The sequence below is a fragment of the Halosolutus sp. YCN4 genome (assembly GCF_059736495.1).
Window position 1 is genome coordinate 120,058 of record NZ_JCASSM010000007.1, and the last position, 23,064, is coordinate 143,121.

Genomic DNA, 23,064 nt, shown 5'->3' on the forward strand with positions numbered 1-23,064 from the left:
CGGTCGTCGACCGAGCGGACGATGTGCCGGTGGAACACCCTTATGGGCGTACGTGCCCGAGTTCGGGTATGCACGTCGTGCCGGACACGAGCGTGGTCATCGACGGCCGCGTCTCGGCGACGATCGAAGACGGGCAGTTCGAGGGAGCGACGATTTCGGTGCCGGAAGCCGTCGTCGCGGAACTCGAAGCGCAGGCCAACGACGGGATCGAGACCGGCTGGGACGGCCTCGAAGAGCTTCAGCGGCTCGCCGACCTGGCCGACGAGGGCGTCGTCGACCTCGAGTACGTCGGCGATCGGCCCAGCGCGATCGAGCGCGGCCACGCCTCCGAGGGCGAGATCGACGCGCTCATCCGCGACATCGCCGAGGATCTCGAGGCCACGTTCATCACCAGCGACGTCGTCCAGGCCGAGGTCGCCCGGGCGAAGGGCCTCGACGTCGAGCACATCTCTCCCGAGACCCGAAAAGTGGGCACGCTGACCGTCGAGGAGTTCTTCGACGACCAGACGATGAGCGTCCACCTCAAGACGGACACGGTTCCGATGGCCAAGCGCGGCGAACTCGGCGAGATGCGCTACGAACCGATCGCCGACGAACCGACCGACGAGACGACGATGGACGAGTGGGCCCGGGAAATCGTCGACGGCGCGAAGGAGGCCCCCGGCGGCTTCATCGAACTCTCGGAACCGGGCATGAAGATCGTCCAGTTCCGGGACTACCGGATCGCGATCGGCCGCCCGCCCTTTGCCGACGGCATCGAGATTACCGCAGTGCGGCCGATCGCCCAGACCGACATCGAGGACTACGAGCACGCCGACGAACTCAAGGAGCGACTCCTCGAGCGCCAGCGCGGCGTCCTCATCTCGGGCTCACCCGGTGCCGGGAAGTCGACGCTCGCCCAGGCGGTCGCGCGGTACCTCAACGACCACGAGTACGCGGTCAAGACGATGGAGAAACCGCGCGACCTGCAGGTCGGCCCCGAGATCACCCAGTACACCGAACTGGGCGGCGAGATGGAGAAGACGGCCGACGCCCTGCTGATGGTCCGGCCCGACTACACGATCTACGACGAGGTCCGCAAGACCAACGACTTCGAGGTCTTCGCGGACATGCGCCTGGCGGGCGTGGGCATGATCGGCGTCGTCCACGCGACGCGGCCGATCGACGCCCTCCAGCGCCTCATCGGCCGCGTCGAACTGGGGATGATCCCCCAGATCGTCGACACCGTCGTCTACGTCGAGACCGGCGAGATCGCGAAGGTGTACGACGTCAAGACCGAGGTCAAGGTCCCCGCGGGGCTCACCGAGGAGGACCTCGCCCGGCCCGTCATCCTCGTCACGGACTTCCAGACCGGCGACCCCGAGTACGAGATCTACACGTTCAACCGCCAGGTCGTCACCGTCCCGCTGAAAGACGAGGAGGGCGGCCCCGGCGCGGAGTCAGGCGTCGATCGCATCGCCAAACAGGAGATCGAACGCGAGATCCGATCGGTCGCGCGGGGCTACGTCGACGTCCAGCTCAAGAGCCAGGACAAGGCCGTCGTCTACGTCGAGGAGGACGACATCTCCAGCGTGATCGGCAAGGGTGGCGGTCGGATCACCGACATCGAGAACCGGCTGGGGATCGACATCGACGTCCGGACCCACGACGAGAACCCGAACTACGGCGCGGGCGCTGGCGGTGCTGGCGGCGGCGCGAGCGGCGGCCGCGGTGGCGGCGGAGGCCAAGCCGGCCAGATGGTCCAGCCCGAAATCACCTCCCGCCACATCGTCATCCCCATCGACGGCAACCACGGCGAGACCGTCGAGGTCCAGGCCGGCGGCGACTACCTCTTCACCGCGACGGTGAGCCGCGGCGGCGAAATTCAGGTCTCGAGAGGGAGCGCGATCGCGGACGAACTGGAGCAAGCGATCGATCGGACGGAGCCGATTACGGTCGTGCCCTCGTAGAGACTGTACCGCGAGCGAGCGGCCTTTTCGATCTCGCCTACGGCGTCCAGAGCCGCTGTTCGCGATCGAGCACCGTGACGACGACGACGTGCGGGAGCGTCAGCACGGCGATCGTCACCAGATAGAGCGCGAGGACGTCGGGGACGGTTGCGGGCGTCCGTGGAACGGCGAGTCCGATACCGACGAGCACGAGCAGACCGCCCGCGGTCAGCGGGGCCGCGTCACGGGCGAAGCGACGAGAGGCGGTGCCGATCGCCCCCCGTTCGAGCGCCGTAGCGGCGACGGGATCGACGAGCATCGTTCGAAGGATGTGCCGGAGCGAGTGCCAGAAACAGAAGTAGAGGCCGATCGCGAGGATCGGCGGCACGACCGCGAAGTAGGCGAGGAGTCCGAGCGTCTCGGTCAGGTCGACCAGCCACGGCCCGCGGCCGTCCGGTTCCGACCGGACGAAGCCGAGGAGCAACGCGAGCGCGACCAGCGCACCGAAGCCGATCGCGACGGCCGCCCGCACCGGCGGGGAGAAGACCGGTTCGAGCGCGGCCGTCGCATCCGGATCGAACAGTCCGACGAGCGTCTCGGCGACGAAGGCGTACTGGGCCGGGAACGCGATCAGCGGGACGAGCATCGGGAGTCCGCCCCGGACGACGAGGGCGAGCAGTCGGCTGGCCCGCGTCTCGAGATGGTCGACGCCGACGAGCGCGAGCAGGGCGTAGACGTCGCCCTGGCCCCAGTGGACGAGCGTGACGAGGATGAACAGGACGAAGGCGCCGACGGGGGCGAGAAACCAGACGACTGCGTAGGCGGTGCCGACGAGCAGGTAGAGAAGGCCGACGAACCCGAGCGAACGGGGGGTGACGGGGTCGCCCCGCGCCCGCGGCAACACGAGGTGGTCGACGGCCCCGTGGGGAAGCCCGAGGACGACGACGCTGAGCGCCAGCGGAACGTACTGGTAGGCAAGCGGCGGCGAACCGGCGAGAGCCGTGACCGAGATGGCGACGACGAGCGAAAGCAGACCGAAGCCGAGGCTCAGGCGAGCCGCCCGTCGGCGGCCCGCGGCACCTGCTCGTAGACTACCGCTGTGAGGGACCGTATCACCGCTCATCGGAGGACGCGGCCAGTCGGTTCGTCACCCCGTCGAGGGACGGGAGTTCGTGCACCTGGTCGAGCAGCCACACGTACATGACGAGTCCCTGAACGATGAACGCGTTGGTCACGAGAAAGAACAGCGCCTCCTCGATCGGGAGTCCCAGCGGCGCGTACCCGATCGTGTGCGCGTCCGAAATAACCCAGATGCCGAGTTCGATCGCGATGCGATCGACGATCCAGAGGTAGATCGTCGGGACGGCGATGGCGACCGCCAGCGGCCGGCGGACGGTCCAGAGGTACGTGAGGCCGAACCCCCACTGGATGGCGAGGATCGGGCCGGCCCAGAGCAGCAGCCACCCGAGGTAGTACGTCGAGGTGTCGCCGGTCAACAACCAGCCGACGCCGGCGATCGAGAGGCCGCCTGCGATGCCAACGAGCCGATGTGTGAGGGGGATCGCCAGCGACCGATCGGCGGTCGCCGGTACCTGGAACAGCCAGAGCGCGGTCAGTATCGGCTGGAGGACGAAGAAGAGGTACTCCTCGATCGGGGTGTGCCAGACGGTCGCGACGACGGCACCCTCGCCGTACCACCAGACGCCTTCGGGGATCAGGTGATTCGTCAACGGCGTCGTGTAGACGATGGCGAGAGCGATCATGATTCCGAGTCCGGAGAGCGGCCGGGCGCCCCACCAGGCGCGATCGCGTCGGTGCGCGAGCCAGCCCAGTATCAGAAGCGGGGGGAGGACAAACACCAGGTGAGCACCGAAGTACGTGAGTGGAACGGTCATGAGCGTGTCGGCGTGTATCGCCGGTTCTCCGCAGGAGCGGGTCCTTGGTTGTGGTAGAGCCCCCACCGGCAAAACCCCGAATCCGAACTAGTTAGGCCCGATCGGGGCGCCAGGCGACGCGTCGGTGCCGACGCGAGCGCCGGGCCGAAGCGGTCCCGGTTCGGTCAGTCGTCCGATGGCTCGACCCGGGGAAGGGAGGCACCGTAGTCCGCGCCGCCGGTGATCGACTCCGGTTCGTCGACGACGTAGAACATGGTGAGGAACGTCACGACGTACTTCGTGACGATGTCGAGGATGCTGTAGCCCCACGAGGTGATCGCGACGTCCAGAATCGCGACCCCTTCGACGCCGAGCGCCCAGAGGACCGGATAGCCGAACCAGCCGACGACGGTGAGGAGTTTGAGCGTCCGGAACAGGTCCGACGTTCCCGTCCGCTCGGCTTCGGCGGTCCAGTCGACGAGGATGACGTACACGATCACCAGGAAGAAGGTCGACGACAGCACGAACCACCACCAGCGAAGCACCAGCGAGGACGTCGTCAGGGCGGCCGCCAGGCCGGTGACGCACATCGCGATCGTAAACGAGCAGGTCGTGAGGATCTTCGTCCAGTTCGACCCGGCGATCATCCCGAGCACGATTAGGATGAACGGCGTGGAGAAGGTCCACGTGAGGTACCGGCCCCACATCACCAGGACGCCGTCCGCGCCGACCGTCGTCGCACCCGCCGCCGGGTGACCCGTCGGCATCTCGACGACGCCCAGCGTCAGCCCCGACGTGAGCCCGGTGTAACTCGAGATCGAGACGACCGAGATCAGCATCAGCGCGGTCGCGATCGCCTTCGATCGCGGGTCGGCGAGGTTCCGTCCGAGATAGGCGATCCCGATGATCGTGAGTCCGGCGAGGGCGATGTTGACGACGAACGACAGCGCGAGGAGGGTGTTGTCGCCTCCGAAGACGTACTCGAACAGTTCCTGATCCGTCGCACCGGTTTGGAGGACGGCGTTGCAGGCGCGGAAACCGAGGCCGATCGCTGGTTGCATGGACGAGGGTCACTTCACTTTCGCGACACATAAACGAGTGTCCGTGGTGATCCGGATACTCACAGACAGTGACCGAAACGGCGGCCGATGCGGACTCGCGTGCCGATCGCGGGCGCTACCCGTCGGTCACTCGCGTTCGACTGCGCCGAACAAAATCGGTCGCGGGTCGGCTCGGAATCGAGCGTCGCGACCCGGCGGTCCGAAGTCTTCGCTGTCGCGCCCTCAGGCCGGCGCAGCCGTCGGCGTGACGGCCCGCTCCAGGACGGAGCGGCTCCGGAGCAGGACCACGCCGAAGCCGACTTTCGCCGAGAGGTCGAGCACCATGAACGCGGCCGTCTCCCAGTACAGCGGGAGAATGCCGAACGTCCCTTCGGTGCCGAGGATCCAGACCACCGGGTACAGCAGCCACAGCACGATGACCAGGTTGCGAAGGGTGCCGAACAGCGACGCGACCTCCGGAGACCGGTCGCGCGCGTTCTGCGAGAGGGTCCCGACGAGGACGTACAGCAGGGCGAGCAGGGCGCCGGTGCTGATAGCCCACCACGCGATCCGGGTGCCGGGGGTCGCCGAGAACGTCGCGATCGCGCCGGTCCCGATCATGAAGACGTCGAGGCCGATCAGCGTCGCGATCGTGTTACGGTTCGCGCCGGCCAGGAGCGCGAGGTCGAGCAACAGGAGCGGCGTCGTGAAGAGCCAGTCGGCGTACCGCGCCCAGTAAATCGTGAGCGCCTCGTCGCCGACCATGACTTCGGTGACGCCAAAGCCCGTCGCCATCGCGAAGTACATCGCCGCGGCGATCGTCGTGATGAAGATCGTGATGATGTAGAACTCCTGCATCTTCGGGTCGCGAACGCCGCGCCCACGACCGATGAAGTACAGGGTTCCGAGGGTCATTCCGATCGTTCCGATCCACAGCCACAGGGATTCTGGACCGACTGTTGCGGTCATAGGCGATCGTAGCGGCCCGCAAAATATACCGATACAGCCTAACGAAGATAACACCCAAACGGCCGTGTATGTCCGGAATTCTAACGCTGAGCCCGAAACCGGAGTGTATATTTCCACGCCCTGTGTTCGCCCACCTGAACCGACGGCCGATCACGCTCTCGAACCGATGAACTCGACTGACCCGGACGACCCGATCGCGGACGCACTCCTCGGCGAGTCGACGTACGAACGACTTCGAGTGGAACGATACGCGCTGATCAAGCGCCGGATTCCCCAGAAACTCGTTTACCAGAGCATCCTGTTACTCTCGCTCGCACTCGTCGTCCCGATCTCCGCCACCTATCCGTCCGCGGTCCGGGCCGCCTTCCCGGGCGGTGACCCCCTGTGGGCGTCGCCGCTCGTCCTCTGGGTCGGCGTGTACGCCGGCGGAATCGAACTCGGAACCGCGGCGTGTCTCGTCGCGGTAGCGATCGTGCGTCGGAGCCGTGAACCGCAGTTATCCGAGGCGGAAGCACACACGTTACTGAACGTCGAGGACGTCGCATCGATGTTCGGACTGGCGACCGGTGGGTTCGCTATCGTGCTCACGGTCGGATTCTTCCTGCTCGGCCACGCGGGAGGAGAGACGTTCCAGGCGGTTATCGACTCCGCTCCGCGAAACCCGTACGGACAGAGTGGCGTCTCGGTCCCCGTGATCGCAGTCGGCACGGCAGCGGCGATCAGTTCCGGCGTCGTCTACTTGCTCAGCCGGTATCTCTCACCGGAGTCGGTCTGAAAACGCGGATCGGATCGAGCAGTCGAGCACGCATCGCCTCTCGACCCGGAAGTCAAGACGTCGATCGTCGATCGTTTCACCAGAACCAATACCACCTATAGTTGTTTAAGGAGAACGCACTTATACGAGACGTATGTTTCGTTAGAGCGTGAAATGGTTGTGATAACGGATCCATGATGGCCGACGTAGTTTCGACCGATCGCCGACGTGTCGTCGCCGGAGAGGGCGCCCAACCCGGGTCGTTTATCACGAGTGTGGTCGGACTGGAGGCAGTTCGCCAGTCGACCCGCTCGGCCATCCGTGAAATCGTCTCGGATGCGAACGCGACGGGCGTCGTCGTCCCGATGAGCGGCGGCATCGACTCGACGGTCACAACGGTCCTCGCCGTCGAGGCGCTCGGCAGCGATCGGGTGCTCGGACTCGGACTTCCCTGTCACAAGGCCGACGGGGCCGGCGTGAGCGACGCCCGGACGATCGCCGAGGGGCTCGGAATCGAGTTCGAACTGATCCAGTTACGGCCGCTGCTCGAGTCGTTCGAGGAGACGGCCGCGAGCCACCTCGAACCGGAGGCATCGGCCGACGATCGATCCCGCGATCGGCCCAACGAGCGCAACCGCGCGATCGGGAACCTCGTCGCGCGACTGCGGATGTGTTGTGCGTACTACGCGGCGAACCGTCGGTCCCGCCTGGTGCTCGGCACCGCGAATCGGTCGGAACTGTTGCTGGGCTACTTCACCAAGTACGGCGACGGCGCGGCCGACGCCTACCCGATCGGCGACCTGTACAAGACGGAGGTCCGGGCGCTCGCGAACCGGCTCGGCGTGCCGCGACGGATCGTCAGCAAGGACCCGGCCGCCGGCTTCTGGGTGGACCAGACCGACGCGGCGGAACTCGGGGCGAGCTACGACGTCATCGACCCCCTGTTGCGTCGGTTCGTCGACGAGGGGACGTCGATCGACGAGGCCGCAGACGCGGTCGGAATCGATCGCGAAACCGCCCGCAACATCGCGGCGCTATCCGCCGCGACCGAACACAAGCGGACGGTGCCGCCGACGCCGGAGGTTGTCGATCGAGACGACGACTCGATCGAGTAGGCGCACACTCTCCGACGCGAGTGACGAACGATCGCCCGGACCCGATCGGTGCCGAGTCGCAGGATGGAGGCAGGCGCTACCGATCGGCTTCCGTCCGATAGACGTCCGGGTTGCGCCACCAGAACAGCCCCCACGAGAGCAAGAACCCGGCTGCCATCCCGACGATGTCCTGTACGAAACGTCCCACTCCGAGGTCGACGATCACGACGAGAGCGATAGCCGACCCGATCGCCGCACCGCTGACCACGAAGAGCACGTCGCCAGCGATGTGTTCCCGCGAGTTCTCCCAGTAGTGGTTGCGGTCCTCGTCGTACCAGACGCCGACGTAGATCAGGACCGGCGACATGGCAGCGATGATCGTGATCGCCTGGTACTCCTCCGGAAAGGGGAGCACGAACACGTTGATCAGTTGCGCGACGACCGACGCGGCGAACAGCCCGAGTAACAGCCATCCCCACTGCGGGACCGTTTCCTTGTCCATGCACGGGGACGGTAACCGTGGGAAAATAATCCTGCCGTTTGGGCGACGTTATTCGGCGCAGCAGGCGTCTTTCTTCGGGGATTCCTCGACGCCGTTGCCGTCGGCCGCGACCTGTTCCTCGATCCGGTAGAGGCTCTGGCGGGCGTCCGCAAAGTAGATGTCCTCGTCGACGATTCCGATCTCTTCCAGGCGCTCGAGGGCGTATCGGACAGTCCGTGCCGAGAGCATCGATTCTTGAACGATCTGTTTCTGCGTCAGCGGCCCGTCGTACTCGAGAACCTTGAAGACCAGTTTCGCGCTCGGTGGCAAGTCTTCGATTTCCTCCCCGTCGGTCTCTGCCATATTACGATTCGAAAGCACCCAGCAGTATAAAAGTTGAGCCTTACAGGGTGGGGAATCCGAAATACAGTTCTACACGACTATCCTCGAAAAATGTACTGAGAGGGCGATATACACCGTTATAGCGTCCGTTTGACTGTCCAGTCAGTCGGCATCGGGGACGCGAATCCCCCGCGGCGAATCCGATCACCCCTCGCCGATCATCCGGTCCTCGTCGGCCCACTCCCGCTGGCGCAGTTCGTACTTCTGAGTCTTGCCGGTCGCCGTCTTCGGCAGTTCCTCGACGTACTCGATCCGGCGGACGACCTTGTAGCTCGCGAGTCGATCGCGCGTGAACGCCGTCAGTTCGTCGGCCGACACCGGCGGATCGTCGGGGTCGCCGTTCGACGGCACGACGAACGCCTTTGGCGTCTCGCCCCACTCCTCACTCGGGGCCGGGATCACCGCCGCGTCCGCGACCGCGTCGTGGTCGAACAGCGTGTCCTCGAGTTCGATGCTCGAGATGTTCTCCCCGCCGGAGATGATGATGTCCTTCTTGCGATCGCGCAGCGCGATCATCCCGTTCTCGTCGACGGTCGCGAGGTCGCCCATGTGGTAGTAGCCCTCGAGCCGATCGGAGAACGCTTCCTCCGTCTCCTCGGGCTTGTTCCAGTAGCGGTCCATCACCTGGTTGCCGCGGACGACGACCTCGCCCAGGGTCTGGTCGTCCTGGGGAACGTCGTTGCCGTCCTCGTCGACGACGCGGACGTCGGTCCCGAGCACGCCCATCCCCTGGCGCTTCTTGATCTCGAAGCGGTTCTCGTCGTCGATGAGCCGTTTCGCGTCCGAGATGGTGATGAGCGGCCCGGTCTCGGTCGCCCCGTAGAGGTGTTTGAGGTACCAGCCGAACTCGTCCTCGACGGCCCGGATGGTCGCCTCCGGCGGCGCGCTCCCCGCGGTCGTCACCCGGACCCGGTTGTCGCCGCTCATCGCGGGTTCGCCCTCGTTCTCGTAGTAGTCGATCAACTGGTTGAGCACCGCCGGTGCGGCACAGAGGAAGGAGACGTCCTCCTCGCGGATCGTCGAGACGACGTCGTCGGCGTTGACCCCGCGCGTACAGACGTGGGTCGCGCCCATCCCGGTCACCGCGTAAATGTGTCCCCAGCCGTTGACGTGGAACATCGGTAGCGTCCACAGGTAGACGTCGTCGTCGGTGATCTCGTGGTAGATCGACATCAGGTAGGCGTGGAGCGTCTCCGTCCGGTGGGTGCGACAGACCCCCTTCGGATCGCCCGTCGTCCCCGAGGTGTAGTTGATCGTGATGATCTCGTTCTCGGCCATCTCGGGCCGATCGAACTCGGGTCCGGCGTCCGCGAGCACGTCGTCGAACGCCTCCCACTCTACGTCGGACGAATCCGACGAGGATCGCCCGGCTTCGCCGGCCTCACCACCTTCGACCGCGTCGACGTCGTTCGTGATGAACGTTTCAGTCGGCACGTCGTCGCGGATCGCCTCGATCTTCTCGGCGTACTCGTAATCGGCGTAGATCGCGTCCACGCCGGCGTCCGCGAGGATGTACTCGTAGTCGTCCGGCGTGAGCCGGTAGTTCAGCGGCGTGAAGATCGCCCCGATCTGCATCGCGCCGTAGGCCGCCACGAGGTGGTAGTGCGTGTTCGGATCGAGCACCGCGACCCGATCGCCCTTCTCGATGCCCCGGTCCTGGAGGGCCGCGGCGAACCGATCGACCTGGTCCCCGAACTCGGCGTAGGTGAACCGATCGCCGTCGGCGCCGACGATAGCCGTCTCGTCGGCGTAGTAGCTCCGCGCCTGGTCGAGGAAGTCGGTCACGACGAGTGGCGTTTCCATACGGATCCTTCAGAAACGTCCATGATACACATTTCGGTTTACCGCTCACGCCCCACGATTTCGCAGTCACGTGCGGCTTGCGAACCCGATCGGCCGTCTCTCTCGCTAGAGTTGCTTCCACGCGTCGTCGCTATCGGGATCCGGAAGGTCCTCGTCGGGCGGCCCGACCGCTGTCTCACCGTCGCGGGACGTCGAGATGGGAGTGGCCCCGGAATCGCCGGTGACCGACGACGACCGGTCGCCGAACTCCATCTTCGGCCAGGCGGTCCCCTCCCACTGGCCGCGATCGGAGTAGTAGTAGACCACGTTCCCGTTGACGACCGCGAACAGATCGCGTTGCCGGTCGTGGACGACGCGTTCGTTGGTATCGATCGCGACGTCGACGACGTCCTCGAGCGTGTCGAGTTCGACGTGGTAGTCACCGACCCACAGCGGGATCGATCCCCGCGAGATCCACTCCGCGTAGCGCCGTTCGTAGACGGCCCGTCGGGCGGCGTCGACGTCGATCCGGTCGCGGGTGTGGACGAACGCGGCGCCGCCGAACGAGAGGACCGCGACCAGCAACAGGACGCCGATCGCCGGCGCGTTCGGCGACTCCTGGACCTCGATCGTGGCCGTCTCGGAGTGGTCGGTCGAGTCCGCCAGTGGCTCATCGAGCCAGTAGGCGTCCTCGGTCATCCGAATCGAACTCGACAGGACCTGTTCGTCGGCGTACGTTCCCGTATCGTACTCGACGACGACTTCGATGGAGGTCGTGATCGAGCCGACGTCGACGAGGTCGTCCTCGAGTTCCGCGCGCTGATCGCGGACGTCGTCGACCGCGATCGTCGTCTCCGAGGTCGCGACGCCGTCGACGACGGACGCGTCGGTCCGGGACTGGCGGACGGTCTCGTCCCAGAAGACCGACCCGTCACGTGCCGCCTCGTGTCTGATCCGCACCTCGTGGATCACCGACGCCTCGCTGGACGCGACTGCGGTTCGCGGCGTGATCGTCAGGTTCGGCGTCGCGGCGAACGTGTAGACCGAACTGTCCTCGATCGTCGTCCCCGACTCCCAGAGGCCGTCCTCGACGACGACGGCGCTGGTGGTCGTCTCCGTCGAGACGGTCTCCTGGTTCACCTGCTGGGTCGTCGTCAACGTCGACGGGGTCGCGACGACCCAGCCGGTCGCGACGACCGCGAGCACGCCCACGACGGCGAGCGCGATCGCGAGCGATCGTCCGTGCTTTGCGATCAGCAGGTTCAGCCGCGGGTTCCCGATCACGGCGGCACCCCCCCACGGAGCGGCCCCCACCGCTCTCCCGGTCCCCAGACTCGAACCGTGTCCGAGCCGATCGGTCGGACGACGGAACAGTTCATATCTATGATCAGGGAACCAACAATCATAACGATAGTGGCCCAGAGCCTTCACACGGACTACTGGAAGTCAGTTCCGGTGCAACTACAGGGCAGTCGTGGTTGCACCGGGAAATCGGTACAGTAGACCGAATCAGTCGTCGCGTCGCGACCGCCGGAGCTTTCGCTGGATCCGGGTCCAGAACGGGACGTGCCCACCGGGTCGGCGGATCCGGAAGTCGCCGCTGCCGAACAGGACGAGCACCGCCACGACGGTGCTCCCGACGATCACTCCGTTGACGGCAGTGATCGCAGCCAGCGGGTGGACCCCGTGGAGCCACACGAGCATCGACGGCGGGAGGACGGCGAGGTACCGGTGTTCCCCCACGTGACGCGTGTACTCGCCGGTCCGCTCGGGGGCCGACAGCGAGATGGTGGTCTCGCCGGTGGTCCGCGGACCGACGACCTGCCGGTCGGGCTCCGCGTCGACGCCGCTGCTCGCGGCCTCGTGGACGACGACGATCGGAACGTAGCCCGCGTTGTCCACGGTGCGGGGCAGGTCGGTCGACGTACCCGGGGCGAGAACCTGGGGATCGTCGGTCGGCTCCTCCGTACTCACGAGCCCGTACTCGTAGGTGCCGGACGGGATCACCATCGCGGCCGTCGCGAGCGTCACGAGGACCAGCAGCACGAGTCCGATCGTGGACCAGAACGCGTAGACGTTCTCCCGGGCGGTCGATCGGGTCGTCTCGCGTCGATGCGGACCGACGCGCTCCACGAGGAGCCCGAAACCGAGCATCGCGATGCCGAGCGCGATCAGGATCGCCCCAGCGTTCTCGGCCTCGAACGCCATCGTCACGCCGAGCGAGGCGGCGAGGAGATCGTACCCCGACTCCATCGCACCCTGGACGCCCATGATCGCCGCCCCGAGATACGGGATCGTCACGACCTCGCCGTTTACTTGCCAGGCGACGGCGACGATCTGTCCCTCGTTGACCGGTGGCTCGCCGCCGTCCTGGTCGGTGAACGGGTTCGCATCCCCCTTCGTGACGTACCCCTCGTCCGTCTCGTCGACGATCCGGTGGGTCGTCAGGCCACCGTCGTGAAGGTCGCGGTCGTTGAACACCACGACGTCGCCCTCGCTCGGCGAGTCGGCCACGGCGCTCGGGATCGCGACGAAGCCGTCGCCGGCGTCCATCGTCGGTTCCATGCTCCCCGTCGCGACGTAGCCGAGCAGGATCGGCTGGCCGAGGAGTTGCCCGAGGACCAGCAGGACGAGGCCGAACGCGACGACCACGGTCAGCGCTCGACTGAGCAGCGAGCCCGTCATCTATACGCTCCGCGGACGATCATGGTCGAGTGACTGTTCGATCGGATTCTCCGGACGGGGACGTCATAAAAGCTCTCGCCGACGGACGCCGGTCACGGCGAACAGGAGTCCGAGGACGGCTGCCGGCGTGACGGCCGCCGCCGACGGAGAGTGGAACTGCCGGTTCAGGACCGCGATCGGCTCCCGCTCGGTGACGGTGAGAGGTCTCGCGTCGACGCCGCTGACCGCGATCGCGTACTCACCCGGTTCGTCGAACTGGCGCTCGAACGTCACCGTCGTCACCTCGCCGGGGTCGAGCTCGACGAGCTGCATGTCGACGACGGCGCCGCCGACGGCGAGTTCGGCGGTCGTTTCCCCCGACGCGTTCCCGGTATTTTCGATCGTGGCCGTGACCACGGCCGACTCGCCACGGGGTATGGTGTCGGCCTCGAGTGTGGCCTCGGTCACGGCGAAATCCGGCGCCGGTTCGCCGGGCGGCCAGACCGTGATCGAGTCGGGTTTCCGATCGTCGACGCCAACCTCGAACGTGCCGGATCGATCCATTGTCCGTTCGAAGGTGACCGTCTCGGAATCTCCCGGACCGACGTGGACGGCCTGCCGATCGACCACGACCCCGTCGACGACGAGTCTGGCAATCGTCGAGCCGCGATCGTCACCGTAATTTCGGTAGGTCGCGTTCGCCGTTAACGCCTCGCCGACATTGAGTTCGGCGTCGGAGTAGGCGACGTCGACGAGTTCGACGTCCGCGTCGGCGTCGTCATCCGCGTACTCGACGTGGACGGTGAACGTCTCGCTCGCGGGCACGTCACCGTGGGTATCGATCGCGACCCCGACGTTCGTCGTCTCGCCGGCCGACGGCTCGATCGGGTTCGACTCGTCGAGTTCGTCGTTGCGATCGCCGTCCTGGTAGAAGGTTACGGCGTCTATATCGTTCGAGATCCAGACTCGTTCGACGGAATCGTCGGTGACGGCGATCGAGAAGACGGCGTCGAACTCGGACCGCGATCTATCGTTGAGCGCCGCGAAGTCGAGTGCAAGTTCGCCGTCGTCGATCGTGGCGTAGGGAGATGTGGACTCGAGCGCAACGTCGTCGGTTATCTGATCCTCACCTACCGAGATTGCTGCAGTTGGGACTGCGATCGCGAAAAGAAAGCAGATTGCCGCTGCGGTGAACAGGAGTTTGGTGGATGGCATAATAGCGTTATAATTCCTACTGAAAACTATCACTATCTGTATATATTTACTGTCGGCGATCTCAGATATATCCGCATCGAAACATGGAAATATATAAATATTCAAGATAGATATTATTGTTAGTATTAATACCCCTAATTCTCCCCGTCAGCATAGAACGTTACACTACTAAGTAGATCTTTAGCAGAAATAGACGAATCTTTACTTGTATCAATAACTAACTCAACATTAACTGAATCCCCATTATCTGTGAGTTCAAGGTTTCCAGGATTTGTCCCACCGCTTTCTACAAGAATATCTCCTCCTCCTGAGAGGTTATTATCGGTACTGCCGCTACCACCGACATTAAATTGAACGATTCCATCCTCACCAACTTCAGCAGCACTGCCGTTATCCGCTTCTCCCCAAACTTGCATTGTCTCATTCACACTACCACTGTTGTTCGTGATGGTAAACGCGACATCAATTGTCGTCGTAGCATCGGAGTTGACATCAGGCAGCGTGATTTCAAGTGTGTCGTCCCCGTCAGTGGTCACAAACTCACTGTTACCTGGAGCCAGTCCAAGCAAAGCACTAGAATCACCATCAGCTACCCCGACAGAAACTGTCCGATTGGCTTGCACTTGACTAAACGCACCCGTTCCAAGCGCGGCTCCGCCGCCCGCGACAATCGTACCCAGTCCGACTAACACATTACGTCGATTCAGTCTCATTGTTGGATTCTCCGTGTGATCCGGACCGACGATCGTAGGCGTCGATTACGATCGGCGGCCGGTTCTTACTCACACCCTGTGAAGCCACCCCCTTTGTATTGAGTCGCCAGAACGGCTGAACGGTGACCGATACCCGGCTTCAAGCCGACCGTGAACGGACGGACTGCCGGATAGCAGCGCCTGAAATCGCGATCGTGAGAGTGTCTCCCAGCCACGTTGGCAATAAGCGTTATGTATCGGTCGACCGTAAAATCCGATATCCCTAACAGTCGCATGGCGACGGCACAACACAGTAGCGACGGGTCCACCGATGGCGTCGCGGCCGACGCACGGAGCGACGACACCGGCATCGATCGCGGCGAAGTCTTCTCCCTCCTCAGCAATCAGCGCCGTCGGTACGCCATTCACTACTGCAAGCGCGAGGACGAGCCCGTCGAACTCGGGGACCTCGCGGAACACGTCGCCGCCTGGGAACTCGACAAAGAAGTCGCGGAGCTGACCTCCGCCGAGCGTAAGCGCGTCTACACGTCGTTGCAGCAGACGCACCTACCCACGCTCGATCGCGCGGATATGGTGGAGTTCGACGATCGGACGATCGAACTCACCGAGAACGTCTCCGAACTGGAGATCTACCTCGACGTGGTCCCCGAGGACTCGATCCCGTGGAGTACATATTATCTCGGGCTCACCGCCGTCGCGACGGTCGTGATGGCCGGGCTCTGGCTCGAGTGGATCCCGACGGAGACGGTGCCTGAACTCGGCTGGGCAACGATCATGATTGCGTTGTTTGCTGTTTCGGCGATCGTGCATGTGGTACAGAACCGGCGGATGCGACTCGGTGAGATGGAGAAACCGCCGTAGCGTATGCCACGAATATTCGCGGTCCTCGGGGGTGTGCTAATTCTTTTTGGACTGATAGCTCTCGGCGGACCCGCATTCGGGTACACCACGCTTGCCGGTGATCGGTCCGTAAGCGTCGGCGTCGTGGAGGGTTCGAGTGCACTCCTCGGGATCGAAGCGACCGGTGAGACCCCGGACAAGCAGAACGACGTCGTCGTAATCAATATCACCAACAACGCTAACGAAGATTACGATACGCTAGATACGGCCGTGACGATCGACGACCCCAAAGGGGCGCTCGAAATTAGTAATGGCTTTACTGGAAGCCTTGACCGGGGACAGACGACGGGTTTAGAGTTGACGTGTGACAGCGGCGGCAACGGCGAAGCTACGGTGTCCGTCGACGCTGACGCGTTCGGTTCGACGCTCCGAATCGAGAGCGTCAGTTTCAGTACCACCTTCCAGTACAGCTGTACCGGAAGCGGGAACGGAGGCGGAAACGGCGGTGGGAACACAGATCCCGGTACCGGATTTAGTTCAGTGAACGTCAGTAGCGTCGTCGAAAACACTGGACCTGGTCAGCAAGTTCAAACGGTCACGTTCACACCCAGCAGCGATCTCAAAACTAAAGAAAATGTCATCATCGATTTAAGTGAGGCGAATCCGGATTCGATTGACTATACGAGTGTCAGAACTGATGATGTCGCTGTCGAATCCGGGAACGGAGAAATCGTTAGCGTCGAAGATGGAGTGATTACGTACGAAAGTGGCCAAGGAAATACTAAAGACCAGGCTGGTAACGAAATCAAACTTACCGTCACGAACTTCGAAACCTTCGACAGCGATGGCCCGTTCGAAGCGACGTTTGACAGGGCAAACGCTGACGACACCGGAATCGGGGAGTTCTTCGTCACGGAGAACACCTGAACGGTTTCAGACACAAGGAATGCGACATCGATTGCACAGTTCCACGTTCGTTGAGCGATCGATTCCGGAGTTCCTTCGGGACCAATCCAACCCCTATTCACGTCCGAAAACAGAATCTTCCCACACCAACGGAAACCATTAGCGGTCGGAGGGAACGCATTCGCCAGATCAGCGAGACGGTATCTAGCGCGCTGATCGGTATCGATGGGTGCACCCGTCCGAGCAGAAATTCGGTGACCGAAACTCAAATGCTGCTTGAAGCCAACGCAGAGGATACAATTATCCCCATAACCATTGTATTTTTATGATATTAGCACAGTATCACGAGGAAGGATGTGGCAGAACTGGCGGGGAAACGGTGACGACACCGATCGGGGCGCGAGCCCGATCGTCGGCATCACCTTGTTGTTCGGGATGGTGCTCATCGGGGCGATTCTCGTGTTCGTCGTGGGGTCGGCGATGTTCGGCGCGATCGAGTCGCAAACGTACGGGGAGCAGAGCGAACAGACGCTGAAACAGTTCGACAAGGATCTCACGACAGCCGGGATGCAAAACGACACCTCGGGATCCGTCTATTTCGACGAACAGATGGAGAACGAGATCGTGAGCGGTGGGGAACTCAGGGTGACGGTCTCGGACGGGTACGTGAGTAACACGAGCCGGCCGATCGAGTTACGTACCCTCGTGACGGTCGACGAGGGCGGAAACGAATTCGCGTATCAGGCCGGCGGTATCTGGCGGGTGAACGGCGATCGAACGACGGCCATCTCGAACCCGGATCTCAGGTACTATACGGAGAGCGTCAACGACGAACAGGTGGGACGAATCGATATTTCACCGGTGACGGTCGACGGGACCGTCGATACCGGCGAACACGCGGTCCAACAGACCAGCACGGAGTCGTTCCGATCGTTCGGGAAGGACATCGACTATGTGAATTACGTGACCGTCGAGGTTTCCGACACGTCCTATCATTACGGCTGGTACGAATTCCTGAAAGACGAGTTCAACGCGACCGACGAGAGCGAGGTCTCGGCGGACTGCGCCAACCCAGGTAACGTCGATGAGAACATCGTCTGTCACGACGAATCGGGAGAAACGGTCACGGTCGTCGCGACCGTCGGCGGGCAGACGCCGCTTGCGAACCTCGTGGACATCGAGCCGACGGTGTACGGCGGACTGTACATCGAGGGGACGTCCGACGACTTCAAACAGGACCTCGAGGTGACCGGGTACGATAATCACCAGACCGGAATCAATGAAAGCGAGGACCTCTTCCTGGCGAATTACGACACGTACGATCTCCACAACCACGCATCGATCGCGGGAATACCGGTCGTCAACGGCGAACTCGGTTCCGACGGCAATCCGGAAATCTCCGCGATCGGATACGGCGTCACCGTCGATCCGGGTCCGCAGGGGAAGAAATTCGACGAGTCGAACGACGCCTACTGGCTGGACGCACACAAGAACGCGCTCGCGACGGAGCTCTTGAGTTCCTACAGCGATATCGACGATATCGACACCGAGATCGACGACGTCCGGACGAACTACCTCGACGGGAACCCGACGGCCAGCGGGACCGTCACCGCGGGCCTGTACGACGGAGCTGGCTCGATCGGGACCGCCGATTCCTCCAGCGGAAACGTTCACATCGGCGTGGACGGAGACTTCGATCTCACGAACGTCGAGGTGAAAGGCGACAATCAAACGAGCATCTACGTCGACGGCGACGTCACTCTCTCGGACGTCGAGATACGACCCGACGACCGAGCGAACGCCCTCTGGATTTACGCCTCGAGCGACTCGGAGATAACGATCGACGGCGACTTCCAGGGCGTCGTCTACGCGCCGGGTGCCGACATCGAAATCGCTGACGGAACGACGATCGACGGCGCGATCGTCGCCGGAAGGGACGCGGGAATCGGTGACAACGTCGAGATCAACTTCGATCGGTCATTGCGGACTGACACGCCGCTTTCGGCCGCCGACGAAAACCAGTTGTTCGAGTACGGGGAGACGAGACCGCCGATCGACGCGACGTTCGTGCTCGATCGATCAGGATCGATGGGGCCGCACAAGTACAAGGTTGACCAGGAAACAATAGAGGGCGACGACTGGGAATCGATTCCCGTCGACCAGCCCTTCCGGAACGAGGATTCCGTTCTCGATATAGAAGTTAGAAACACCAGCACCGGGGATGTCAAACGGCTTGGATTCAACGACTACGCCGACCCCGATAACTGGCAGGAAATCCGCGTCGTTTGTAAACGGTACGGGTGCAGCACTCCTATCGGGCTATACAAGCATCCGGGCAACGATCCGAGCAGGGACCGAGTCGACGCGACTAAAGACTTCATCGACCTAATGAACGAGTCGAATGGAGATCGCGCGGGCGTTTACGAATTTAACCAAAACGGCAACGTGCTCCACCACCTCGACTCGGACCTCAACTTGACCAAAGCGGACGTTGTCGGCAGGGCGAGCGGCGGAACGAGCATGGGTCACGGTCTCGAGCAAGCCCTCAACGACTACAGAGTCAACGGAAAGTCGGGTCAAGATCGAATTACGGTACTGCTGAGTGACGGGCAAAACGACCCCGGCGGCGACTCGTACATGAATACGCAGGTCCAAGAGGCCAAAGATCTCAACGTCACGCTCTACACTGTCGGACTCACCGGGCCGAAAGATACCTCGATCCCAGAGGGGAAACTCGAGACATGGGCCGAAGATACCGGAGGAGAGTTCTACAAAGCCGATAATTCCACTGCCCTCCGTGAGATCTTCGAGACGATCGCCAAAGACGAAGTCCGAGTCGACGAAGACATCCAGATCGGTATCACCGTCACGAACGAGCGGGAGACTACGAGCGGATACGCGATCAGCGTGTCCGAGCAGACCGTGGAGATAAGCGACTGAACGGCAGCGGCCGCCCGCAATCAGTGTCGGCCGTTCGAGGGTGCTGAAAGCGCCTGCCGAAGTGGCGATATCGTGTATCAGGTGGCACCCAGCGATTACGCTGGGGAAGAGATGGGTCTCAGTCACACTCGCGACCACCGATTCCAGTGGCGAGCCGTACACGGTAACGTTCATCCGAACTGATACTGACGGTCAGCGAACGGATATATTCGAAATCGAGCGATCTGTCGATCGAGAACCCGAACCCCTTTTCACCCCCGAAAACAGAGTCTCCCCCATGTCGACCGAATCGATCAGCGACCGACGCGAGCACATTCGCTCGATCAGCGTGACGGCACTCGCCGCGCTGCTCGGCGTCGGCGCAGCCCTCGTCTCCGCGACCTGGATCGGGGTCTCCAGCGACGCGGCGACGGACACGCGGGCAGTACTGCTCGTCGCGGGTGCGATCCTGGTACAGCTACCGGTGCTCAATGCGTCAGGGATCTACGACGAGGACGAAGTCGGCCCGAAACACTACCTCTTCGTGACGTTCATGACGTTCTCGATGTGGTTCGTGACGTGGGGCATCCTGCTCAGCGCGGGGGCAGGGGGCTAACATGGCCGACGACAGCATCGCCGTCGTAGACCTCGATCGGTGCCAGCCCGATCGGTGTAGCTACGAGTGCAAGAACTACTGCCCGCCGAACCGGACGGGCAAGGAGTGTATCACGCTCCGGGGCGAGGAGGCCGCCCAGGGCCAGCCCGACCAGGTCCACATCTCCGAGGAAATCTGTCTCGGCGAGAGCTGTGGCATCTGCGTCGAGAAGTGCCCGTTCGACGCGATCGAGATCATCAACCTGCCCCAAGAACTGCAGGACGACCCCGCGCACCGCTACGGCGAGAACGCGTTCTCGCTCTACGGCCTTCCCGCACCCCAGGAGGGACAGGTCACGGGGATCCTCGGACCGAACGGGATCGGGAAGACGACCGCCGTCCGCATCCTCGCGGGCGAACTCGAACCCAACCTCGGTCGCCACAAGGAGTCGCCCGGGTGGGACGAGGTGCTCGAGGCCTACCGCGGCACGGAACTGCAGGACTACATCGCCGACGTCCGCGACGGCGAGGTCACCGTCGCCCGCAAGCCCCAGTACGTCGACCAGATCCCCGAGCAGTTCGACGGCAACACTCGCGAGTTGCTCGAGCGGACGAACGAGCGCGACGCGCTGGACGACCTGGTCGAACGGCTCTCGATCGAGCCCGTCATGGACCAGTCGATCGACGACCTCTCCGGCGGGGAACTCCAGCGCGTCGCGCTGGCGGCGACGCTCGCGCGGGATACGGACTTCTACTTCCTCGACGAGATCACGCCCTACCTCGACATCGGCCAGCGGGTCACCGCGGCGCGGCTGATCCGCGAACTCGCCGAGGAGGAGAACCGATCGATGCTCGTCGTCGAGCACGACCTCGCGATCCTCGACCTGCTCGCGGACACGCTCCACGTCGCCTACGGTGAACCCGGCGCGTACGGTGTCATCACGGCGCCCAAGTCGGTCCGCAACGGGATCAACGAGTACCTCGGTGGCTACCTCGACAACGAGAACATGCGGATCCGGCCGGACCCGATCGAGTTCGAGGAGCACGCCCCGCGGAGCGAGAGCCGGGGCGACGTCCTCGTCGAGTATCCCGACCTCACGAAGAGCTACGGCGACGGCGAGTTCACCCTCGACGTCGAGGGCGGCGAGATCCGCGAGAACGAAGTGCTGGGCATCGTCGGCCCCAACGGGATCGGGAAGTCGACGTTCGCGAAGCTGTTGACCGGCGATCTAGAGCCGACGGCGGGCGACGCTGATCTCGACCTCGACATCTCGTACAAGCCCCAGTACGTCACGATCGACCAGCACATGCGGGTCGACGCCTTCCTCTCCTCGATCACCGACCAGTTCGGCTCCTCCTACTGGAACACCGAGATCGCCCAGCCGCTCCAGCTCGAGCGGATCATGGAGCAGAACCTCTCCGATCTCTCCGGCGGGGAGCGCCAGCGGGTCGCGATCGCGGCCTGTCTCTCCGATTCGGCCGATCTCTACCTGCTCGACGAGCCCTCCGCCCACCTCGACGTCGAACAGCGGGTCCAGGCGACCAGCGCGATCCGCCGGTACGCCGAACAGCAGGACGCGACCGTCATGGTCATCGACCACGACATCTACACGATCGACCTGCTGGCCGATCGCCTGATGGTCTTCGACGGCGAACCCGCAGTCAACGGCCGCGCCAGCGCCCCACGGTCCATGCGCGACGGCATGAACGAGTTCCTCGCGAACCTCGAGGTTACGTTCCGCCGGGACGAGCGCACCTCCCGGCCGCGGATCAACAAGCCCGACTCGCAACTCGACAAGGAACAGAAGTCCGAGGGCGAGTACTACTACGCGCCCTGAGCCGGGTTCGGACGCCGCATCGAGAGTTTCGGCGATCGAGATCGATCGATCACTGCGCCGGCCTCAGCCGATCAGCCGCTGACAGCTGCCACACAGCGACTGCTCTTTGATGTCGACTTCGCGGACCGTCGGAGAGAAGTTCATCACGCAGCGGTTGTTGTCGCAGTGTTCGAGGCCGTAGGTGTGGCCGATCTCGTGGACGATCTCCTTCTGGACCCGATCCTCGAAGATGTCGTTCGCGCTCTTGTTCGAGAAGCCGCCGTCGCTGGAGGTCTGGAGGCGGTAGGTCGAGACGACGCTGCCGCTCCCGTCGAGGTAGGCGAGGCCGAAGACGTAGTTGCGCCGCCGGTAGAAGAGGTCGTGGGGCGTGATCGCGATGTTCTTCTCGCCGCGGCCGACGCGCTCGGCGAGCTGGATGAACGTCTCCGCACAGTACTGGTTCCGGCCGGAGTCGTACGCACCGTTGGGGACCGACTGCGACTCGTTGATCGTCACGTCGCAGTCGTAGACCGATCGCAGCGCCGAGGAGGCGACCCGCTTGACTCGCGCGGGGACGCTGCCGACCGGCACGATATCGACGAGCATGGCAAGGGTTTAGGCCGCGGACAGCATAAACGTCCCGCCGTGTCCCACTCTCGCCGCGATCCCCAGCCAATGCGCGATTACCTGTGCGACTACGAGCGGGTCGTCGAGGTCGGAATCGGCCGCCGAACCGACCTCGCAGCGGCGCTCGTCCAACGGGGGATTGCCGTCACCGCAACGGACGTCTACGATCGCGAGGTCCCCGACGGCGTGCGATTCGTCCGCGACGACGTGGTCGACCCCGATCGATCGGTCTACGCCGACGCGGACGCCGTCTACGCGCGGAACCTGCCGCCGGAACTGCACCGGCCCGCGCTCGACGTCGCCCGCGCGGCCGACGCCGACTTCCTGTTCACGACGCTGGGCGGCGACCAGCCTGCCGTCCCGGTCGAGCGGCGGACGATCCGGGAGGGGACGCTATACGTCGCGCGAACGATCGGCGACGGATGTAGTGGCCACTGAATGTCAG

At 63.6% G+C, this 23,064-nt stretch carries 21 protein-coding genes; 9 read left to right on the forward strand and 12 right to left on the reverse strand.

Annotation, left to right across the window (positions count from 1 at the left end; all coding sequences use genetic code 11):
• Positions 1–68: 68 nt before the first annotated feature.
• The gene (locus AC6I6X_RS21210) at positions 69–1,949 is read left to right on the forward strand and encodes a PINc/VapC family ATPase (protein WP_497932559.1); all 1,881 of its coding nucleotides are present in this window, start codon (positions 69–71) and stop codon (positions 1,947–1,949) included.
• 37 nt (positions 1,950–1,986) lie between these two features.
• On the opposite strand, the gene AC6I6X_RS21215 is transcribed toward AC6I6X_RS21210, so the two are convergent.
• The 4 genes from AC6I6X_RS21215 to AC6I6X_RS21230 all read right to left on the reverse strand — a co-directional run bounded on the left by AC6I6X_RS21215 (position 1,987) and on the right by AC6I6X_RS21230 (position 5,811).
• On the reverse strand, positions 1,987–3,051 hold the full coding sequence (locus AC6I6X_RS21215; protein ID WP_497932560.1) for a Brp/Blh family beta-carotene 15,15'-dioxygenase: 1,065 nt from the start codon (positions 3,049–3,051) through the stop codon (positions 1,987–1,989).
• Positions 3,041–3,823: a lycopene cyclase domain-containing protein gene (locus tag AC6I6X_RS21220; RefSeq protein WP_497932561.1), complete on the reverse strand. Its 783-nt coding sequence runs from the start codon at positions 3,821–3,823 to the stop codon at positions 3,041–3,043. Before AC6I6X_RS21220 ends, AC6I6X_RS21215 begins: the two co-directional genes overlap by 11 nt.
• A 164-nt stretch (positions 3,824–3,987) precedes the next feature.
• Positions 3,988–4,863: a bacteriorhodopsin gene (locus AC6I6X_RS21225; RefSeq protein WP_497932562.1), complete on the reverse strand. Its 876-nt coding sequence runs from the start codon at positions 4,861–4,863 to the stop codon at positions 3,988–3,990.
• 222 nt (positions 4,864–5,085) lie between these two features.
• Positions 5,086–5,811 carry a bacteriorhodopsin gene (locus AC6I6X_RS21230; RefSeq protein ID WP_497932563.1) on the reverse strand — a complete coding sequence of 242 codons (726 nt, stop codon included), beginning with the start codon at positions 5,809–5,811 and terminating at the stop codon, positions 5,086–5,088.
• A gap of 166 nt (positions 5,812–5,977) precedes the next feature.
• Between AC6I6X_RS21230 and AC6I6X_RS21235 the strand changes: the two genes are divergently transcribed.
• Complete coding sequence (locus tag AC6I6X_RS21235; RefSeq protein ID WP_497932564.1) at positions 5,978–6,586, forward strand: hypothetical protein; 609 nt, start codon at positions 5,978–5,980, stop codon at positions 6,584–6,586.
• Between the two features lie 173 nt (positions 6,587–6,759).
• A complete protein-coding gene (locus AC6I6X_RS21240) occupies positions 6,760–7,680 on the forward strand; it encodes an NAD+ synthase (RefSeq protein WP_497932565.1) in 921 nt (306 codons plus the stop codon).
• 76 nt (positions 7,681–7,756) lie between these two features.
• Here AC6I6X_RS21240 and AC6I6X_RS21245 read toward each other — a convergent pair whose 3' ends face one another.
• The 7 genes from AC6I6X_RS21245 to AC6I6X_RS21275 all read right to left on the reverse strand — a co-directional run bounded on the left by AC6I6X_RS21245 (position 7,757) and on the right by AC6I6X_RS21275 (position 14,916).
• Positions 7,757–8,161 carry a hypothetical protein gene (locus AC6I6X_RS21245; RefSeq protein ID WP_497932566.1) on the reverse strand — a complete coding sequence of 135 codons (405 nt, stop codon included), beginning with the start codon at positions 8,159–8,161 and terminating at the stop codon, positions 7,757–7,759.
• Positions 8,162–8,209: 48 nt separating this feature from the next.
• Complete coding sequence (locus AC6I6X_RS21250) at positions 8,210–8,503, reverse strand: MarR family transcriptional regulator (protein WP_250140728.1); 294 nt, start codon at positions 8,501–8,503, stop codon at positions 8,210–8,212.
• Between the two features lie 183 nt (positions 8,504–8,686).
• On the reverse strand, positions 8,687–10,345 hold the full coding sequence (locus tag AC6I6X_RS21255; RefSeq protein WP_497932567.1) for a long-chain-fatty-acid--CoA ligase: 1,659 nt from the start codon (positions 10,343–10,345) through the stop codon (positions 8,687–8,689).
• A 105-nt stretch (positions 10,346–10,450) separates the two neighbouring features.
• Positions 10,451–11,638, reverse strand: coding sequence for a DUF5305 domain-containing protein (locus tag AC6I6X_RS21260; protein WP_497932568.1), 1,188 nt, complete (start codon positions 11,636–11,638; stop codon positions 10,451–10,453).
• Between the two features lie 195 nt (positions 11,639–11,833).
• Positions 11,834–13,009 (reverse strand): signal peptidase I, encoded by a 1,176-nt coding sequence (locus AC6I6X_RS21265; protein WP_497932569.1) that lies wholly within the window; start codon positions 13,007–13,009, stop codon positions 11,834–11,836.
• 63 nt (positions 13,010–13,072) lie between these two features.
• The gene (locus tag AC6I6X_RS21270) at positions 13,073–14,203 is read right to left on the reverse strand and encodes a CARDB domain-containing protein (RefSeq protein WP_497932570.1); all 1,131 of its coding nucleotides are present in this window, start codon (positions 14,201–14,203) and stop codon (positions 13,073–13,075) included.
• A gap of 134 nt (positions 14,204–14,337) precedes the next feature.
• Entirely contained in the window at positions 14,338–14,916 is a 579-nt protein-coding gene (locus AC6I6X_RS21275; protein ID WP_497932571.1) for a hypothetical protein, read from the reverse strand.
• 273 nt (positions 14,917–15,189) lie between these two features.
• On the opposite strand from AC6I6X_RS21275, the gene AC6I6X_RS21280 reads away from it, so the two are divergent.
• The 5 genes from AC6I6X_RS21280 (at position 15,190) to AC6I6X_RS21300 (ending at position 22,013) form a co-directional block, all read left to right on the forward strand.
• A complete protein-coding gene (locus tag AC6I6X_RS21280; RefSeq protein ID WP_497932572.1) occupies positions 15,190–15,777 on the forward strand; it encodes a DUF7344 domain-containing protein in 588 nt (195 codons plus the stop codon).
• Positions 15,778–15,780: 3 nt separating this feature from the next.
• On the forward strand, positions 15,781–16,683 hold the full coding sequence (locus tag AC6I6X_RS21285) for a hypothetical protein (protein WP_497932573.1): 903 nt from the start codon (positions 15,781–15,783) through the stop codon (positions 16,681–16,683).
• Positions 16,684–17,016: 333 nt separating this feature from the next.
• Positions 17,017–19,602, forward strand: coding sequence for a vWA domain-containing protein (locus AC6I6X_RS21290; protein WP_497932574.1), 2,586 nt, complete (start codon positions 17,017–17,019; stop codon positions 19,600–19,602).
• A 277-nt stretch (positions 19,603–19,879) separates the two neighbouring features.
• Complete coding sequence (locus tag AC6I6X_RS21295; protein ID WP_497932575.1) at positions 19,880–20,197, forward strand: EMC6-like membrane protein; 318 nt, start codon at positions 19,880–19,882, stop codon at positions 20,195–20,197.
• A 1-nt stretch (position 20,198) separates the two neighbouring features.
• Entirely contained in the window at positions 20,199–22,013 is a 1,815-nt protein-coding gene (locus tag AC6I6X_RS21300; RefSeq protein ID WP_497932578.1) for a ribosome biogenesis/translation initiation ATPase RLI, read from the forward strand.
• Between the two features lie 63 nt (positions 22,014–22,076).
• Here the strand turns inward: AC6I6X_RS21300 and AC6I6X_RS21305 are convergent, their stop codons facing one another.
• A complete protein-coding gene (locus AC6I6X_RS21305) occupies positions 22,077–22,598 on the reverse strand; it encodes an archaemetzincin family Zn-dependent metalloprotease (protein ID WP_497932579.1) in 522 nt (173 codons plus the stop codon).
• Between the two features lie 39 nt (positions 22,599–22,637).
• Here AC6I6X_RS21305 and AC6I6X_RS21310 point away from each other — a divergent pair, with 39 nt between their 5' ends.
• The gene (locus AC6I6X_RS21310; protein ID WP_497932580.1) at positions 22,638–23,057 is read left to right on the forward strand and encodes a UPF0146 family protein; all 420 of its coding nucleotides are present in this window, start codon (positions 22,638–22,640) and stop codon (positions 23,055–23,057) included.
• Positions 23,058–23,064: the final 7 nt, after the last annotated feature.